At 75.7% G+C, this 18,182-nt stretch carries 12 protein-coding genes and 2 pseudogenes; 4 read left to right on the top strand and 10 right to left on the bottom strand.

Translation table 11 applies throughout. The features are described from left to right. Window positions 1-66: 66 nt before the first annotated feature. From O7606_RS25210 to O7606_RS25195, 4 genes and pseudogenes are all read right to left on the bottom strand, one after another. Entirely contained in the window at window positions 67-3,522 is a 3,456-nt protein-coding gene (locus O7606_RS25210; protein WP_281596474.1) for a hypothetical protein, read from the bottom strand. Window positions 3,523-3,569: 47 nt separating this feature from the next. Beyond that, window positions 3,570-3,890, bottom strand: coding sequence for a divalent-cation tolerance protein CutA (cutA, locus tag O7606_RS25205; RefSeq protein ID WP_281596473.1), 321 nt, complete (start codon window positions 3,888-3,890; stop codon window positions 3,570-3,572). 126 nt (window positions 3,891-4,016) lie between these two features. After that, window positions 4,017-5,012 (bottom strand): annotated as a pseudogene (locus O7606_RS25200) (1-acyl-sn-glycerol-3-phosphate acyltransferase); the annotation flags it as partial. After that, window positions 5,012-5,842: a patatin-like phospholipase family protein gene (locus O7606_RS25195; protein ID WP_281596472.1), complete on the bottom strand. Its 831-nt coding sequence runs from the start codon at window positions 5,840-5,842 to the stop codon at window positions 5,012-5,014. The gene O7606_RS25195 and the pseudogene O7606_RS25200, both read right to left, overlap by 1 nt. A 703-nt stretch (window positions 5,843-6,545) precedes the next feature. On the opposite strand from O7606_RS25195, the gene O7606_RS25190 reads away from it, so the two are divergent. Next, window positions 6,546-8,060 (top strand): serine/threonine-protein kinase, encoded by a 1,515-nt coding sequence (locus tag O7606_RS25190; RefSeq protein ID WP_281596471.1) that lies wholly within the window; start codon window positions 6,546-6,548, stop codon window positions 8,058-8,060. Between the two features lie 64 nt (window positions 8,061-8,124). On the opposite strand, the gene O7606_RS25185 is transcribed toward O7606_RS25190, so the two are convergent. The 6 genes and pseudogenes from O7606_RS25185 to O7606_RS25160 all read right to left on the bottom strand — a co-directional run. Further along, window positions 8,125-9,177 (bottom strand): glycosyltransferase family 4 protein, encoded by a 1,053-nt coding sequence (locus O7606_RS25185; protein ID WP_281599869.1) that lies wholly within the window; start codon window positions 9,175-9,177, stop codon window positions 8,125-8,127. A gap of 203 nt (window positions 9,178-9,380) precedes the next feature. Further along, window positions 9,381-10,976, bottom strand: coding sequence for a trypsin-like peptidase domain-containing protein (locus O7606_RS25180; protein WP_281596469.1), 1,596 nt, complete (start codon window positions 10,974-10,976; stop codon window positions 9,381-9,383). A gap of 62 nt (window positions 10,977-11,038) precedes the next feature. Continuing rightward, on the bottom strand, window positions 11,039-12,628 hold the full coding sequence (locus tag O7606_RS25175) for a HAMP domain-containing sensor histidine kinase (RefSeq protein ID WP_281596468.1): 1,590 nt from the start codon (window positions 12,626-12,628) through the stop codon (window positions 11,039-11,041). Further along, window positions 12,625-13,326, bottom strand: a complete 702-nt coding sequence (locus O7606_RS25170) for a response regulator transcription factor (RefSeq protein ID WP_281596467.1) — start codon at window positions 13,324-13,326, stop codon at window positions 12,625-12,627. The genes O7606_RS25175 and O7606_RS25170 overlap by 4 nt, the downstream gene beginning before the upstream one ends. 89 nt (window positions 13,327-13,415) lie before the next feature. Next, window positions 13,416-14,252 (bottom strand): lysophospholipid acyltransferase family protein, encoded by an 837-nt coding sequence (locus tag O7606_RS25165; RefSeq protein ID WP_281596466.1) that lies wholly within the window; start codon window positions 14,250-14,252, stop codon window positions 13,416-13,418. Between the two features lie 83 nt (window positions 14,253-14,335). Beyond that, window positions 14,336-15,088: pseudogene (locus O7606_RS25160) on the bottom strand (GNAT family N-acyltransferase); the annotation flags it as partial. A gap of 151 nt (window positions 15,089-15,239) precedes the next feature. On the opposite strand from O7606_RS25160, the gene O7606_RS25155 reads away from it, so the two are divergent. The 3 genes from O7606_RS25155 to O7606_RS25145 all read left to right on the top strand — a co-directional run bounded on the left by O7606_RS25155 (window position 15,240) and on the right by O7606_RS25145 (window position 17,889). Beyond that, window positions 15,240-15,923: a hypothetical protein gene (locus tag O7606_RS25155; RefSeq protein WP_281596465.1), complete on the top strand. Its 684-nt coding sequence runs from the start codon at window positions 15,240-15,242 to the stop codon at window positions 15,921-15,923. Window positions 15,924-16,132: 209 nt separating this feature from the next. After that, on the top strand, window positions 16,133-17,068 hold the full coding sequence (locus O7606_RS25150; RefSeq protein WP_281596464.1) for an ABC transporter ATP-binding protein: 936 nt from the start codon (window positions 16,133-16,135) through the stop codon (window positions 17,066-17,068). Next, window positions 17,065-17,889 (top strand): ABC transporter permease subunit, encoded by an 825-nt coding sequence (locus O7606_RS25145; RefSeq protein ID WP_281596463.1) that lies wholly within the window; start codon window positions 17,065-17,067, stop codon window positions 17,887-17,889. The genes O7606_RS25150 and O7606_RS25145 overlap by 4 nt, the downstream gene beginning before the upstream one ends. Window positions 17,890-18,182 lie beyond the last annotated feature (293 nt).

The following is an 18,182-nucleotide window of genomic DNA, read 5'->3' as shown; positions in this document are numbered from 1 at the left end:
TACCGGGACGGCCCCGACCACGAGTGACCGTGAGCCACCGGCAGGGCGGGCACGGGCGGGCCGGGGCTACCCGAGGCGGCCCACCACGGCCCGCAGCCGGGCCAGGTCCCGCCGACGGCGCTCGTACGTGGTGGCCAGCCCGATCAGCGCCAACCCGCCGACGGCCAGGAACACCCACCGGGGCAGCAGGTCCCAGCTCCGGACGGCCTCGTGCAGCGCCAGCAGCGCGAGACCCACCCCGCCGGCCACCACCGGCGCCTGCCACCGGCGGACCGCCCCGACCAGCACCGCCAGCAGCGCGCCCGCCCCCAGCAGCAGTCGCCGCCACGGCTGCGGGTCCGGAGCGAACAGCACCGACACCAGACTGGGCAGCAGCGCCGCGGCGAGCCCCGGGCCGAGGGTCGGCCAACTCGTCGCCCCCGCCCGGGTCCGCAACGCCACCAGCCCGGCGAGCACCGCCAGCCCCGCCGCCGGCAGGGTGTACGCCTCCAGCAGCGCCACCTGCCCGACGGCGAGCAGCAGCCAGGCGCCGACCAGCTCGCTGACCCCGGCGGACGTGGCCAGGGCCCACCGCCGGCCCACGGACTCCCCGGGGCGCAGCGCCCGCACCGCCACGGCGGCCCCCCAGAGGGCGCAGACCGCCGCGGCGTGCCGGAGCGAGCCGACAGCCAGCAGCAGCGCGGTCACCGCGACACCGTGGGCCGCCGCGTCCAGCACGAGTCCCTCGACCGGTCGGCGGACGGCCACCACGGCGGCGGCGACCAGGGCCAGCACGGCCGCCACGAGCACCGCGAACGCGGTCGTCCGCAGCGGCAGCCCACCGGCCTCACCGGCGGTCACCGCGAACCCGACCGCGACGACGGCCGACCCGGCCCAGCCGAGCGGACGGACGCCGGCCCGCCCGGCCACCCCGGCCACCACCGCCGCGACCAGCGTCCCGCCCAGCCCGGCGAGGGTGCCGGCCCGGGTCGGCAGCAGCCCGGCCAGCCCGGCGCCGACCAGCGGCAGACCGGTGCCGGCCAGCGCCGGCAGCAGCCGCCCCGCCCGGGGGACCTGCCGCGCCAGCGCGGCGGTCAGCAGGGCGGCCAGGCCGGGCAGCAGGGACACCGCCGGCAACGCAGGCCAGCGGACGCCAAGGCCGGCGACCAGGACCGGCCCGGTGAGCCCGACCAGCGGCACGGCCACCGCGAGCGCCGCCGGGCGGCCCAGCACCTCGCGCCGCCCGGCCACCGCCACCGCCCCGAGCAGCACCAGCAGGGCCACCCCGGCGGAGAGTCGGACGGCCGGCGGGCCGGGCGGCAACCCCACCCCGGCCGGGACACCGGACCAGACGTCCGTCAACCAGCCGTACGGGCCGAGCAGCACCTGGAGCGCCGCCGGGACGAGCGCCACGACCGTCGCCGCCGCCAGGCCGGCCCCGACCACCCGCAGGCGCACGTCGGACCGTACGACGGCCAGCCCGACCACGGCCGTCGCCACCGCCACCGCCAGGTACGGCGACAGCGGCTCCCCCGCCGGCACGACCAACGGCGCGAACCCGGCCACCGGCAGCGCCACGGCCAGCGCGGTCGCGGCGTACCCGCTCAGCTCGGCCCAGTGTCGACGGACCGCGGCCAGGGCGACCGGCAGCAGCCCGACGGCGCCGGCCAGGCCCCGCAGCCGCCAGTGCGGCGCCGGATCCACCTCGACCAGCGTCACGGCCACCAGGGCCGGTACGGCGAGCACCGCCACCGCCACCGCCGGGCCGGCCAGGACCCGCGCCGGCGTCGTCGACCGGCGACCCCGGGCAGCCACCATTAGCGCGGTGACCAGGACGACCGCCAGGACCGCGCCGGCGCCCACCGGCGCGGCGAGGCCGACCAGCAGGGCGTGCCCGACCAGGAGCACGCCACCGGCGGCGACCAGCACCGGCCGGTACCCCCGCCAGCCCGGCCACCGCACCGCGGCCAGCAGCAGGGCCGCCCCGGCGACCGTCTCCAGCGCGACCACCGCCGGCCACGGCGTGGCGGCGACCGCGGGCGCGGCGAACACGGTGACCACGCCCGCGGCGACGGCGAGCGGGAACCGGACGACCCGGGGCAGCAGCAGGACGCCCGCCCCGGCGGCGAGCAGCACGGCTACCGGAAGCTGCCAACCCCAGGACGCAACCGGCGCGGCGGGCGCCCCCTGCCACGGCGGCGTCGACCGGGCCACCGTGGCGGCGGCGGACCCGCCGGTCAGCAGCAGGGCCGTCTGGGCCAGACCGGCGGCCACCACGAGCGCGCCGACCCGGGGGCCGGTCCGGACCGCGCGGGGCAGCAGCCGGGCCACGCCCGCCACCGCGACCGTCACCAGCGCCGTCGCCACCAGCAGCTCGTCGGGCCGCAGCGCGGCCACCGGACGGAGCGCCGCCGCCGTGGTCAGCAGCACCAGCGCCGCCGCGGCGAGCGTCCGCAGGACCGGTCCGCCGTCGACCAGCGTGGCCCCGAGCAGGACCACCCCCACCGCCAGCAACGGCAACCCGGCCGCGTACGCGGTGCCCGCCGCCTCGCCGACGGCCAACGTCGCCGTGGCGCAGACCGTGGCCGACGCCAGGGCCAGGGCGAGCCCGGCCCAGGCGGCGACCCGACCGGCCAACCCCAGTGATCCGGGCGCCGGCCGGCGGCGCAGCCCGGCGAGCACGGCCAGGTCGACGAGCGCGACCCCGGTGAGGACCAGCGCCCAGCCGTCGACGCCCGGCCGGGCCTCGACGGCGAGCAGCGGCAGCACCGGCTGCGCCACCAGCAGCGCCGCGAACCAGGGCACCGCCAGCCGGGTGACCAGCCCGTACCCGGCGGCGAACGCCGCGCTGACCCCCCCGGTCAGCGCGGCGTACCGGGTGCCCGGCCAGGCGGTGACGCCGGCCAGGTCGACCGTCCAGGCGGCGTACCCGTCGAGCAGCACCAGCAGGAGCCCGACGGCGGCGAAGGTCTCCGCGGTGCCGCGCAGCCCGCGCCGGGCCGCCACCGGTGGGACGGCCAGCGCGAGCGCGGTGAACCCGGCCAGGATCGCCGCCCGGCCGGCGATCCCCACCGACGCCCAGGCGACGGCGGTGAAGACGATCGCCGCGGTGCCCAGCAGCAGTCCACCGAGGACGAACAGCAGCCCCTGGACGGTCCTGGTCGACGTCTCCGGCCGGCCGGCGGGCGCGACCGGAACCGACGCCGGCCCCACCGGCCCCGGACGGAACTGTCCCGGCCCGATCGGCGCGGGCCCGAACGGCGCGGGGGCGGCGTGCGCGGGGACGGCCGGCGGGGTCGTCCGGGTGGCCCGGACCCGGGCCGCCAGCTCTGCCCGCCGCTGCCGGGCGGCGCGCAGCGTCGTGCCCAGTTCGTGGTACGTGCGTCGCGCCTGCGCCACCCGCCCGGACAGGACGGAGATCTCGGCGTCGAGGCGGATCACCTCGGCGGCCACCGGGTCGGGCCCCCGACCGCACGACCGACAGCCGGCGGTCAGGTCGGCCGGGGCCCCGCAACCGGGGCAGGGGTAGCTGCTGGTCTGCACCCGGCCATCCTGCGTGCCGGCGGAAGTGGAAGCCAGAGTGCGCGTACCTAGGGACGGGTCTGGTCGTGCACCCAGGTCGAGTAGGCCGGGTTGCCGCTCTCCACCCGGGTCACCAGGATCTCCGGCACCTCGTACGGGTGGCTGGCCCGGATCTGGTCGACCAGCGCGGCGACCCGGTCCGGGGCGGTCTTGAACTGCACCGACCACTCCGAGCTGGTCTCCATCGCGGACTGCCACCAGTAGGTGCTCTCCACCTGACCACCGACCTGGGCGCAGGCCGCCAGCCGGCCGGCGACGGCGGTGGCCGCCAGCAGGTCGGCGACCGATCGGGCGTCCACCACGGTCGTCACCACGCAGATGTGCTCCACGAGCGCACCCTACGCGTTCCGTGGGCCGTCCCGGTCGATCCCCACCCGGCCGCCGCGGGTGTCGGGGGCGGTGGCGTCGGAGCCGGTGGCGTCTGGGTCGGTGGTGGGCGGGTCGCCGTCGTGGTACTGCGCGACCCAGCCGTCGATCCGCGCCCACCAGTCGAAGAGCCAGTCGATGCGCTCCTGCCGACCGGCGGGGACCTCCTCCGGGGGCACCGACCAGAACCGCATGACGATCCGCTTGTCCATCGGAAGCTCCCGCCACACGTCCGCCACGGTCAGCATCCGGTCCAGCCCGGTGTGCGCCACGAAGATCACCCCGGCGTCCGGGGCGGCGTCGAGGGCGGCGAGCAGCCCGCCCGGCTGCGGCGCGAGGACGTGCCGCATCCGCTCGGCGCGCAGCGCCATGCCCTCCAGCCCTCGGGTGCGGAGCCGGGCGATGGCCCGCAACCGCCGCCGGGGCGTGAAGTTGCCGCCCTCCGGAAAGATCACGAAGGCGTCGTTGTCGTCCAGCCCGGTGGCCAGGTGCGCGATCTGCTCGGTCACCGACCCGTCGCGTCGCCCGCCGGGCGCGAGGAACCGGGTGGGCAGCCGGTTGAGCAGCACGTCGATGGCCGGGTCCCACTGGAGGCTGTCCTTGAGGACGATCCGTGGCTCCCGGTAGAACCAGTTGACCAGCGCGTGGATCAGGATGAACGAGTCGCCCGGCCCGGCGTGCCGGCAGAGCACCAGCTCGGGTCGCCCCGGCAGGGCGGTGTCCGGGTCGGTGCCGACCACGTCGATGCTCAGCCGCAGCGTCCACCGGGCCTGCCAGAACAGGACCTGGAGGAACCAGCCGGCGAGCAGGTAGTGCGCCCGCTGGAACGCCGGAGAACGGGTCCGCCAGCCGCACCCGGAGGCGACCCACAGCCCGAAGAGCGCGACCAGCGCGGCGGCGTCCCAGAGCAGGTAGACGTACCCGATCCAGAGCAGGCGCAGCGGGCGCAGCCGGCCGGGCACGAACGGCGACAGCGCCGCCGCGGCCAGCAACCAGACCGGCAGGGTGATGACCGCGGCGACGGCCAGCAGCACCACGGCCGGGGCGAGCACGGCCCGACGGACCCACCTCGGCGGCAGCGGCATCAGCGCTCCAGCGCGGCGAGGTAGTCCCGGGAGGCGGTGTACGCGCGGCTGATCCGTCGGCCCACGGCGGCCATGTCCCGGTACGCCCAGGGGGAGTCGTCGCGGGGTTCGAGCCCGCCGGTGGGCAGCACGTGCACCTCCACCCCGGACGGCAGCCCGGCCAATTCCCGGGCGAACCGGTGCCGCCGGGCGATCTCGAACGCGACCTGGGCGACCTCCCAGGGCCGCCGGGGCGGGGTCAGCGGCCGTTCGATCCGTCCCACCTGGAGGACGAAGACCCGGGTCGCGCCGAGCGTCACCGCCTCGCCGACCGGGATGGAGTTGACGATGCCCCCGTCGACGTAGTGCTGGCCGTCGATCTGGGCCGGTGGCAGCAGCCCCGGAACGGACGCCGAGGCGACCACGGCGGGCACCACCGGGCCGGTGGTGAACCAGTGTTCGGCGGCGCGTTCGATGTTCGCCGCGCAGCAGCGGAACGGCACCTTCAGGTCGGCGAAGGTGGTCTCCGCGCCGAGTTCGCTCTCCAGCAGCTTCCGCAGCGGCCGGGGCGAGTGCAGGTGGGTACGGGCGGCGAACCGGCGGAGCTGACGGGCCACCGAGTCGCCGTACACCTCGCTCGCCTCGGGTGACGCCCAGAGCCGGACCAGCCGGTCGGTGACGGCCTCGGTCGGGTCGGTGGCGACCAGGGCGCCGTTGACCGCCCCGATCGAGGTGCCGAGCACCAGGTCGGGCCGGATCCCGGCGCGGAACAACGCCCGGAGCATGCCGACCTCGACCGCGCCGAGCACTCCCCCGCCACCGAGCACGAACGCCACCGGACCGCCGACCATGGCGTTCATCCTGGCACGGCCGCGCCCGCCGCTGCCGGTCGGCGCTTCGTGCGCGGCCCCGGGCAGCACGCCCCGACCGCTCGCGCACAGCAAGCCCAGGGCCGCTCGCGGGCGGGCAGCGGAGACAGATCAGGGAGCCACCCAAAGGTAACTATCCGTATCGCCCACTGGACTCACCGACAGAGCTCACCGTGAGTCACCCACACTAAAAGCCTTCTCTGCTTACCGTTCCCTTTGCTCTGCACCCGTATCTGCGACACTGCACCTGAGCAGGGCATCAGCAACCAGCGGGTGATCAGTGAAGCCGAGAGCCACGATGACCGTGCGTGCCTGACGCGTCGATGGGTGCAGAGCAAAGGCTTCAAATCCATGGCGGTGGGCTGGCGGGGAACTACTTCACGTAATCGAAGTTGTGGCCGGGCGCTGTTCCCCAGGCGTGCGGTTCCCCAGGCGCAACCGGCGGCGGTCGGGGGCGGGGGCGGGGGCGGGGGCGGGGGCGGGGGCGGGGGCGGCGTTCAGTCGCGGACGCCGTGAGCGGATTCCAGCGAGTGGCACAAGCCGGAGGATCGGCGCACGCCAGTGGCCGCGGACCGGCAGACGGAGACCGTCGACGATGCCCGGTCAAACCGGCCAGGCGTTGACACGTCAGACACATTCCCGCAACCTGGTAGCGCTTCCGACCCGAGGGCAGGTGCGTTCAGTGATGGGAGCGCTGCACGCCGGCAGCCTACTAGCCCGCCGATACCGGCTCGTCGACCGGATCGGCTCCGGTGGCATGTCGGTGATCTGGCGGGCCCGGGACGAGGTCCTCGACCGGATCGTGGCGGTGAAGGTGCTCGCCCCGTCGCTGGCCGCCGACGCCCGCTTCCGGGACATGGTCCGGGAGGAGGCCCGCGCCGCCGCGCAGCTCGTCCACCCCAACGTGACCTCGGTGCACGACTACGGCGAGACCATCGCCCCGGACGGCTCCATCACCTCGTTCGTGGTGATGGAGCTGCTCACCGGCGAGGAGCTGGAGTGCCGGCTCACCGAGGGGCCGCTGCCCTGGGCCGAGGCGGTCGAGATCGGCGCGCAGGTGGCCGACGCGCTCGCCGCCGCGCACCGGCTCGGCATCGTCCACCGGGACATCACCCCGGCCAACGTGATGATGACCTCGGTCGGCGCGAAGGTCCTGGACTTCGGCATCGCCACCCGGATCGGCGCCCCGGACGACGACGAGGACGGCGGCACGTTCGGCACGCCCGCGTACGTCGCGCCGGAGCGGCTGGACGGGGCGCCCACCCAGCCGTCCACCGACATCTACTCCCTCGGGGTGCTGCTCTTCGAGACGTTGACCGGGCGGGTGCCGTACCCGGCGGACACCTGGGAGCAGCTCAGCGTGGCGCTGGAGACCCGGGAGAACCCCTCGCTGGCCGGGGTGGCGGAGCTGCCGCCGGCCGTCGCCCGGACCTGCCTGCGTTGCCTCTCCCGGAACCCGGCCGAGCGCCCGACCGCGCGGCAGGTCGCCGAGACCCTGCGCAAGCAGCTCGCCGCCGAGCCCGCCCCGGCGCAGACCGTTCCGCTGCCGGCGGACGATCCACCTCCGCCGGCAGCCGGGCCGGTCCGGCCGGTCGGTCGGGTGCCGGTCACCCCGGCGTCGACCGCCGGGGACGGCGGGACGCCGGCCCGGTCCGGGAACGTCCGCCGCTGGGCGGTCACGCTGGCCGCCGGGGCGGTGCTGCTGCTCGTCGCGGGCATCCTGATCTGGCCGGACCCGCCCGGGACGGGACCGGTCACCCCTCAGGTCCAGCCGACCAGCGAGGCTGCCGCCGACCCGACCACCGCCGACCCGACCACGGTCGACCCGAGCCGACCCGCGCCCCGGCCGTCGGCGACTGCCACCCGTCGGCCCGAGCCCACCCCGAGCGCCAGCGCCGCCGCGCCGCCCCCGACGGTCGGGGACGCCCCGGAGACGCTGGTCGTCGCCGCGAACCGGCTCGACCAGCTCATCGACGCCGGGGTCGACTCCGGTGAGATCCGTTCCGACGTCGGCCTCGACCTGGCCAACCTGCTGCGCAACCTGACCCTGGCCGCCGCCGACGGCGAGGGTGACGTGACCGGGGCGGTGGCCGAGATGCGGGCGAAGGTGGCTCGCCGGGTCAGCGAGGGCGGCATCACCCCCGGGTACGCCCGACAGCTCGACGCCGCTCTCGACCGCCTCGACGCCGCCCGCGCCTGACGACCCGCCCCGGCAGGCGGACGCCCGGGCCGGACGGCCCGGCTCAGCGCGTGGACGGCCCGGATCAGCGCGTGGACGTCCGGGCCGGCTCCGGCCGGACGCCCGGACCGGCGGCGAACCGCCGGTAGACGGCCTCGTACCCCCGGGTCATCCCGGCGGTGGAGAAGTGCTCTGCCACGTGCGCCACACAGGCGTCCGGCGTGATCCGGTCCACCTCTCGCAGCGCCGCCGGCAGCTCCTCGACGCGGTCGCACACCAGCCCCGTCACGCCCGGCCGGACCAGCTCCGGCACCGCGCCCCGCCGCAACGCCACCACCGGCGTGCCGGTCGCCATCGCCTCGACCATCACCATGCCGAACGGCTCGTCCCACTGGATCGGCATGATCAGGCAACGGGCCTCGACCAGCAGCCGCAGACAGGTGTCCCGGTCGACGTTGACCAGCACCCGCACGTCCGGCCCCAGCAGCGGCTCGACCGCCTCCGTGTAGTGGCGGCGCTCCCCCGGCTCGGCGCACTTGCCGGCCAGCACCAGCGGCAGGCCGGCCGCCCGGCAGGCCGCGACCGCCACCTCCGGTCCCTTGTCCGGGCTGAACCGGGCCAGCCACAGCACCGGCCCGGTCCCGGGCGCGGTCTTGCGCGGGAAGTCCGCCGGCTCCAGCGCGTTGTGCACCGTGCCGGCCCAGGGCAGGCGCGGGTTCAGCCGGCGCTGGGCGTGCGAGATGGCCACCAGCCCGACCGACGGGTGGACGTGGCTGAGCACGTCGCCGTACTCGCCGACCGGGTTGCCGTGGATGGTGGCGACGGTGGGCACGCTCCGCCGGTCGGCCAGCAGCGGCCCCACCGTGGTGTGGTCGTGGACCACGTCGAAGTCGGCCGCGTCGAGCGCCTGGTGCACCCGGGCCAGATGGGCGAGTTCGGGCAGCGACTCGCCGAGCCGGTCGTGCTGGAGCTCGTCGACTGTCGGCACGTACTCCGCGTCGGTGCCGTGCCGTCCGCCGGCGCCGAAGACGGTGACCGCGTGGCCCCGGTGAACCAGCCCCTCGACCAGCCCCGCGACCACCTGTTCGAGGCCGCCGTAGCCGGACGGGGGCACCGGGTACCAGGGCGGCACCACCATCGCGATCCGCAACGGCCCCTCGCGCTCCCCGGACGACTGGTCCACGACGACGAGCCCCTCCCTGTCAGCTCCGCACCGGCGACTTCCCGTCGTCGTCCCGGGTAAACGGGCGGTCGCGGACGCCGGAAAGGGCGACGGCGGGCGCCGGAACCGACCCCCTCGGTTCCGGCGCCCGCCGCCACGGTGCGGAGACAGGCTCGTGGTCAGGACGCTTCGGCGAGCGTCGCGGTGGTGCTGGCGGTGGCGCCGTCCCGGCGGTAACCGATCTCGACCCGGTCACCGACCTTGCCGGCCTGGACGGCCGCCACCAGGTCGTTCGAGTCGTTGATGGGCTTGTCGCCGAACTTGAGGATCACGTCCCCCTGGCGCAGGCCGGCCTTCTCGGCGGCGCTGCCCGGGGTGACCGACGAGACCAGCGCCCCGCCGTCCTCGGCGCCGGTGACACTGACCCCGAGGGACGGGTGGCTGACCTTCTCGCCGCGCTGGAGCGCCGCCGCGACGACCTTGGCCTTGTTGCTCGGGATGGCGAAGCCCACGCCGATGTTGCCGGTGCTCTGCCCGCTGGTGGCGATGGCCGTGTTGATGCCGATCACCTCGCCCCGGGTGTTGACCAGCGCGCCACCGGAGTTGCCCGGGTTGATCGGGGCGTCGGTCTGGAGCAGGCCGGAGATCGAGCTGGCCCCGGCACGCGGGTCCTGCTGGCTGCCGGCCTGGATGGTGCGGTCCCGGGCGCTGAGGATGCCCGCGGTCACCGAGCCCTGCAGACCGAGCGGGCTGCCCAGGGCGAGGACCTGGTCGCCGACCTGCATCGCGTCGCTGTCGCCGAGCTTGGCCGCTTTCAGACCGGACACCCCGGCGGCCTTCACCACCGCCAGGTCGGTCTTCGGGTCGGTGCCGACGATCTCCGCGTCGGCGGTGCGGCCGTCGGCGAAGACCACCCGGACGTTGTTCCCGCCGCCACCGGAGGCGACCACGTGGTTGTTGGTCAGCACGTACCCGTCGGCGGTGAGGATGACGCCGGAGCCCTCGCCGCTGCCGGCCTGGATGGAGACCACGCTGTCCTGCACCGCCGCGGCGATCTTCGGCAGGTCGGCGCTGTCGATCACGGGCGCGGCGGAGTAGGTGCGGGTGGGGCCGGAGTTGTCGGACAGGGCCAGCGCCAGGGCGCCTCCGCCGACCCCGGAGCCGAACATCAGGGCCACCACCGCCACGCCGGCCGCGGCGAACTTCGCCACCCGGCCCGGCGGCGGCCCCGGCCGGTGGCCCGGCCCCTGCGCCCACGGCGGCACCGGCCCGCCGGGCGGCGTGACCGGACCGTGCCCGCCGGGCGGCAGCGAGCCGGGTCCGCCGGGCGGTGTCACCGGACCGAACGGTCCCTGCTGCCCCGGGTACCCGGCGTTCCACCCGCCCTGGTGCCCGGGGTACCAGGGACCGGCCGGGTACCGGCCGGCGGCCGGCGGAAAGCCGGGCTGCCCGGACGTCTGACCCGGGGAGAAGGGCGCGGCGCCCGTCGACGGGCCGCCCGGCGCGTAGCCGGAGCCGGCCGGCCCGGCGCTGGTCGGCTCGTACGTCGGCGCGGCGCTGGTCGGCGCGTACGGGGAGGCGGGCGCCGGCGTGGCGGCGGGACGCCAGCCCACGCCGGAGTCGTCGGCCGGACCGGTCGACGGACCGGTCACCGGGCCGGAGCCGGCGGGGAGTGCGGAACCGGAGGTGGGCGCGTCCGAGGGGTTGGCCCCGGGCGTCGACGCGGCGTCGGCCTGCGCCGGACGCCGCTGCGGGTCGGTCTCGTGCTCGGTCATGACTCCACCTTGCCCCCGGGGACTGCGTCCCGCCTGGAACGCGCCTGAATGTTGCCTGAAAATCAAGACGGGTCGTCGTCGGCCGACCCGCCCGGCGGGGACTCCGCGGGGAGCAGCGGCAGCCGGACCCGGAAGGTCGCGCCGCCACCCGGCGTCGGCACCACCTCGACGGCGCCGTTGTGCGCCGCGACCAGGGCGGCCACGATCGCCAGGCCGAGGCCGGTGCCGGTCACCCCGCCGGCCCGCCGGGTACGCGCCGCGTCCACCCGGTAGAACCGCTCGAAGACCCGCTCGGCCTGCTCCTCGGAGAGTCCCGGGCCGGTGTCGGCCACCTCCACCACCGCCATCCGGTTCTCGTCCGCGCAGAGCCGCAGGGTGACCGAGGTGTCCGGTGGGGTGTGGGTCAGCGCGTTGGTCATCAGGTTGCCGATGACCTGCCGGAGCCGGGCGTCGTCGCCCTCGACCACCAGCGGACCGGCGTCGGGGGCGAGTTCCAGGTCGATCCGGCGTTGCGGGGCGACCACCCGGGCCGCCTGCACCGCGTCGGCGGCGAGCACCGGCAGCTCGACCGGGGCCAGCGACAGCGGTCGTTCCCGGTCCAGCCGGGCCAGCAGCAGCAGATCCTCCACCAGCAGGCCCATCCGGGCGGCCTCGTCCTCGATCCGGCGCAGCAGGTCCGCGGTCTGCTCCGGCGCCCGCGCCGCGCCCTGCCGGTACAGCTCGGCGAAGCCCCGGATCGTGGTGAGCGGGGTGCGCAGCTCGTGGGAGGCGTCCGCCACGAACTGCCGCATCCGTACCTCGGACCGGATCGCGCGGGCCTCGGAGGTCCGCGCCGCCTCGGCGGCGTCCCGGGCGGCGGCCTCGGCCCAGCGGGCCGCCGACTCCGAGGCAGCCCGGGCCCGGAACGCGGCCTCGATCTGGGTGAGCATCGAGTTCAGCGCCCGGGAGAGGCGGCCCAGCTCGGAGGTGGGGCAGTCGTTGCCCTGTTCCGGGTCGGGGACCCGTCGGCTCAGGTCACCGCCGGCGATGGCCGCCGCCGTCCGTTCGATCTCGACGAGCGGTTTCAGGCTGGTACGCACGATCGCCGCCCCGATCGAGGCGAGCAGGACCAGCACCGCGCCGCCGACCATCAGGTCCACCCAGACGAGCTGGTGGACCGCCCGGTCGACGTCGGAGAGGTGCTGCCCGATGGCCAGCACCCCGTCGTCGGGCGCGTCGGAGAACCGGATGTAGAGGATCCGCCAGCGCATCCCGCCGTCCTGGGAGCGCACCGTGAACGGCTCGCCGGCCCGCTGCTGGGCCTCGGCGAGGTCGTCGCGGACGGCCGGCAGGTCCCCGGTCTCCAGGGCGCTGTCGTACTTCAACGCGTGTACGCCGTTGACGTCGATCACCATGACCGAGAAGTCGGTCGGCAGGTCGGCCCGCTGCGGGTTCCCCTCGGCGAGGAACCGGTTGACGGTGGACCGGATGGTGGCCTCGCTGCTGCGCAGCTCCTCGTCCACCTGGTCCTCCAGGTAGCTGCGGAGGAAGAACGTGGTCAGCGAGCTGATCACCAGCAGCGCGGCGGCCACCAGGGCGAGCACCGCCGCCACCAGCTTGACCCGTAGCGGTACCGCCCGTAGCCGCCCCTTAGCCAGGTCTACCGCGTTCACGCCGCCGGCTTGCGCAGCACGTACCCGACCCCGCGCAGGGTGTGGATCAGGCGGGGCTGGGTGTTGTCGACCTTGCGCCGCAGGTACGAGATGTACGACTCGACGATGTTGTCGTCGCCCCGGAAGTCGTAGTTCCAGACGTGGTCGAGGATCTGCGCCTTGGACAGCACCCGGTTGGCGTTGAGCATCAGGTACCGCAGCAGCTTGAACTCGGTCGGCGAGAGCTGCACCCGCTGGCCGGCGCGGTGCACCTCGTGGGTCTCCTCGTCCAGCTCCAGGTCGGCGAAGGTGAGCCGGGCGACGGCGTGCTCCCCGTTGACCGTACGGCGCAGCACGGCCCGGATCCGGGCGGTCAGCTCCTCCAGGCTGAACGGCTTGGTGACGTAGTCGTCGCCGCCCAGGGTCAACCCGCGGATCTTGTCGTCGGTGGCGTCCCGGGCGGTGAGGAACACCACCGGGGTCCGGGTGCCGCCCTCGCGGAGCATCCGGATCACCTCGAAGCCGTCCAGGTCGGGGAGCATCACGTCGAGGACCACCAGGTCGGGCCGGTGGTCCTTGGCGGCGGTCAGCGCCGCGCTGCCGCTGGTCGCCGTCGCCACGTCGAAGCCGGCGAAGCGCAGGCTCGCGGAGAGCAGCTCGAGGATGTTCGGGTCGTCCTCGACGACGAGCAGCCGCGCCTCGGTCTGGGTAGGGGCCATGCGGCCATCATCCGCGACATCGCTGCGCCGGGGCTGGACGGTTCCTGCAAAAACCCTGAAAGCCGGCGTGTCGCGTCCGGGTTGGCCGGTCAGGCGGGGGTGAGCCGCAGCGCGGACTCGGCGGCCCGGGCCAGCCGCCGCCGGTCCGTCCCCGGCGTCGGGTGCAGCGCCGACCCGACCACCACCGAGACGACCAGGTCCCGCGCGCCCAGCACCCGCCGTACCGACTGCCAGAGGTCGTCGTCCCCGACGAACGCGCCGACGGTCGTCTCGGCGTCGGTGGCGGCGCACCGGTAGCTGATCCGTACCGGCGTCACCGGCGCCCCGGCGTCCACGGCCGCCTGGAACATCGCCGGCCGGAACCGGCGTCCGGGCCGCAGGTGGCGGGCGTCGGCGACGCCGCACCAGGTGGTGCCCTCCGGGTAGACCGCGACCGTCCGGCCGGCGCGCAGCAGCGCGGCGACCCGGCCCACGGTGGCCGGCAGGTCACGTGGTCGGGACCGGTCGACGAAGACCGTGCCGACGGCCGCGGCGAGCGGCCCGATCAGCGGCCAGCCCCGGACCTCCCGCTTGGCCAGCATCCGGGCCGGGCCGAGGGCCAGCAACGCCACCACGTCCAGCCAGGAGACGTGGTTGGCGACCAGCAGCGCCGGGCGGCGCGGCAGCCGGCCGCGCACCACCAGCCGTACCCCGAACGCCCGGGCCAGGCCGCGCGCCCAGGCCCGGACCCCGGCCCGTCGGGCGGCCGGCGGCAGCAGCGGGTACGCCGCCACCAGCCCCACCCCCGCCGACAGCGTTCCGAGTACGGCCAGCAGTCGCGCCGCCCGCCTTGCGACCGGTACGGCGGGCGCCTGACCGGCCCCCGGCAGGCACGCCACGTCGCACCCGGAGAGCGGACGCCACAGGTCGTGCCCGACGGCGCTCACCCGGCCGCCGCCCCGACCGCGCCGAGCCCCGCGCCGGCCGGCCCGGCAGAGGACGGCCCGGCCGCCGCCGGGGGCGCCGGCTCGCCGAGGAAGTGCCGCAGGTAGCGCGGGTTCATCCGGTCCAGGTCGAGCAGCACGTAGAAGTCGGCGACCCCGAAGTCCGGGTCGTGGGCCGGCTCGCCGCACACCCAGGCGCCCAGCCGCAGGTACCCGCGCAGCAGCGGCGGCACGGCCGGGCGGGCGGCCCGGTCGGGCGTCGGCGGGGGGCCGGCCTCGGCGAGCCAGGGTCGGCGCGGACGGACCCGCAGCGGCGGCGGGGCGAGGTGCCGCGCCTGCGCCAGCGCCCAGACCCCGGCGGCGGCGGCCCCGCCGTCGGCGACCGGCACCGAGGCGCAGCCGCCGAGCCACCGTAGGCCGCGCAGGTGCAGGTAGCGGGCGATCCCGGCCCACATGAGGTTGATCACGGCGCCGGTCCGGTGGTCGGGGTGCACGCAGGAGCGTCCCGCCTCGACCAGGCCGTCCCGCAGCGGGGCGAGCGCGGCCAGGTCGAACTCCTGCTCGGCGTACCAGCGGTCGACCCGGCCCGGCGGCAGCAGCCGGTAGGTGCCGACCACCGTGCCGGCGCGGTCCTCCCGGACCACCAGGTGGTCGCACCAGCGGTCGAGGTCGTCGACGTCCAGCCCGGCGGCGCCGGGACGCAGGGTCGCGCCGAGCTCCGCGCCGAAGACCTCGTGCCGCAGCCGTTGGGCGGCCGCCACGTCCACCGGGTCGTCGGCGATGTGCAGGGTGTAGCCGCTGGTGACCAGAGGGGTGCCAGCGGTGCGCAGAACGGCCATGAGCCCTGTGTAGGGGGCCGGGGTTGCCGGCTACCGGTTCGGCGGGTGTCGATCCGGTGAACGCCCGTCGCATCCCTGCCGACCGCCGTGGCAGGCTGCCGGGAGGGCGGGGCGACGAGGCCCGGTCCGGGGACGGCGGGGAGGCACACGAGTGATCATCGAGGCGCGGTTCAACGGGCCGTACGGGACCGGCAACGGCGGCTGGAGCGCGGGCACGTTCGCCGCCGGGTTCGCCGCCGACCCGCAGCCCGCCGGCGCGGTCGAGGTGACGCTGCGCCGGCCGCCGCCGCTGGGGGCGCCGCTGACCGCCGTACCGGCCGACGGCGGTGGCGGGGAGATCCGTGATCCGGACGGCGCGCTCGTCGCCCGGGTCGAGCCGGTGCCCGCGTTCGGCCCGACGACGCCCGGGGTGGACCTGGCCACCGCGACGGTTGCCGCCGCCGACTACCCCGGTTTCACCGAGCATCCGTTCCCCGGCTGCTACGTGTGCGGCCCGGAGCGGCCGGACGGCCTGCGGATCTTTCCCGGGCGGCTGCCGGACGGCCGGACGGCGGCCCCGTTCCACGTCCCGGAGCAGGTGGTCCCGGCCACGGTGTGGGCCGCGCTGGACTGTCCGGGCGGCTGGGCGGTGATCGCCCCGGGCCGGCCGTACCTGCTCGGTCGGATCGCGGTGATGGTCCGGGCGCTGCCCCGGCCCGGCGACCGGTGCGTGGTCACCGGCGCGGTCGGCGGCGGGGAGGGTCGCAAGGCGCTGGTCCACTCCAGCCTGTACGCCCCGGACGGCGCGCTGCTGGCGTACGCCCGCGCCACCTGGATCGCCCTGTCGGCGGGCTGACCGGATCGCCCTGTCGGCGGGTTGACCCCCGTCGGCCCGTCGACCGGCGTCACGTGATGCAATCACGGTAGGTGACAGGCCCTCCTACCCCGGGAGGACCCGATCCTGCCTGAGACGGAGGCGGATCTCGGAGCCGGGTGCAATTGACCGCAGCCCGTCCACCCGTCACGCTGTGTGACGGCGCTTCCTGGCGCCAGGGGAGGAGAGCAATGTCTGACGGGCAGCGGAGCCCCACCGACGAGGGCCGGATCGTGGTGTCCGGCCTGACCAAGCAGTACCGCGCGGTACGGGCGGTGGACGACCTGTCGTTCACCGTGCGACCCGGGCGGGTGACCGGGTTCCTCGGCCCGAACGGCGCCGGCAAGACCACCACCCTGCGGATGCTGCTGAACCTGGTCACGCCCACCTCGGGCACGGCGACCATCAGCGGGGCCCGGTACGCCGACCTGACCGACCCGTTCCGGCACGTCGGGGCGGTGCTGGAGGCCTCCAGCGCGCACAAGGGGCGGACCGGCGTCGACCACCTGCGGGTGATCTGCGCGGCGGCCGGGTTGCCGCGGCGGCGGGCCGACGAGGCGCTGGCCATGGTGGGGCTCACCCCGGCGGCGAAGCGCAAGTTCAAGGGGTACTCGCTGGGCATGAAGCAGCGGCTGGGCATCGCCGCGGCGATGCTCGGCGACCCGCGGGTGCTGATCCTGGACGAGCCGGCCAACGGCCTCGACCCGGAGGGCATCCGCTGGATGCGCGGCTTCCTCAAGGATCTCGCCCGGCAGGGGCGGACCGTGCTGGTCTCCAGTCACCTGCTCTCCGAGATGCAGCTCCTCGCCGACGACGTGGTGATCATCGCCGCCGGTCGGCTGGTCCGGCAGGGACCGGTCGGCGAGGTGATCGGGTCGATGGCGCAGGGTGGCCGGGTCCGGGTGCGCACCCCGCAGGCCGACGAGCTGGTCGCCGCGTTGCGCGAGCTGTCGGCCACCGTCGAGCCGGACGGGCAGGGCGCCCTGCTGGTGACCGGGGTGGACGCCCCGGCCGTCGGCCGGGCCGCGCTGGCCGGCGGGATCGAGCTGCACGAGCTGACCCCGGAACGACCCGACCTGGAACGGGTCTTCCTGGACCTGACGGCCGGAAAGGCGGGCATCCGATGAACCTGGTCCGATCCGAGCTGCTCAAGATCCGTACGACGAGCACCTGGTGGCTGCTGGCGCTCGGCGCGTTCGCGGCGGTGGCGTTGGCCTTCGCCTTCAACGCCTGGCTCGCGCACACCACCCTCTCCGGCGACGGCGCCAACGTGGGCCTCAGCCCGGAGGAGGCGGCGGCCCAGAACGACGTGGCCGGGCAGGCGGCCAACCTGTACACCTCGGGGCAGTACTTCGGGCTGCTGTTCGTGATGCTGATCGGCATCCTGATGGTGACCAACGAGTTCTTCCACCAGACCGCCACCACCACGTTCCTCAGCACGCCGCGCCGGACGTCGGTGATCTTCAGCAAGCTGGTGGCGGCGTCCCTTGTCGGTTTCGCCTTCTGGCTGGTGACCACGGTCGTCGACCTGGTGGCCGGGGCGGTCTTCCTGACCGCCCAGGACTACGGCACCCAGCTCGGCGAGTGGGAGGTGCACCGGGCGCTGCTGCTCAACCTGCTGGCGTACGCGATCTGGACGATCCTGGGGGTCGGCATCGGGACGCTGATCACCAACCAGCTCGGCGCGGTGATCACCGCCTCGGTGGTGTACCTGGTCGGCACCCAGGTGGTCGGGCTGCTCTTCCTGCTGCTGTCCAACCTGCTGGACAACGAGAGCGTGCTGGAGTGGCAGGTGATCTGGCCGGCGGTCGCCTCCCAGGTCATGATCAGCGGGATCGACTCGCCGATGCTGCCGCCGTGGTGGACCGGGGCGCTGGTGCTGGTCGGGTACGCGGTGGTGGCCGGCGCCGCCGGCATCATGATCACCCGCCGCCGCGACATCTCCTGACCGCTGGCCGGCCGTTCTCCTCGGCCGTCGCCCCGGCCCCACCGGTCGACCGCGCCGTCGCCTGCCCGACACGCTGTGTGTCGGGCCGGCGACGGCCTGGTGACCATCGGCGGGTGGCGGCGCGGGCCGGTAACGCGCGGAGACCGGCCGTTAGCAGGGAGCGAACACGTACGCAGCGGTTCGTGAATTTCTGGCGTCTTCTGTGAAACGTGACACGGGCTGGAGGCGGAAATGCCTCCGGCAGTCGCACGGCGTAGCCTTGGCACCAGTCTGTCCGCTCCCCGATGGGGGAC

Source organism: Micromonospora sp. WMMD882 (genome assembly GCF_027497255.1).
In the GTDB taxonomy this organism is placed as follows: domain Bacteria; phylum Actinomycetota; class Actinomycetes; order Mycobacteriales; family Micromonosporaceae; genus Micromonospora.
Note: the sequence above shows the minus strand (reverse complement) of the source record. Positions and strands in the feature narration are given on the sequence as shown.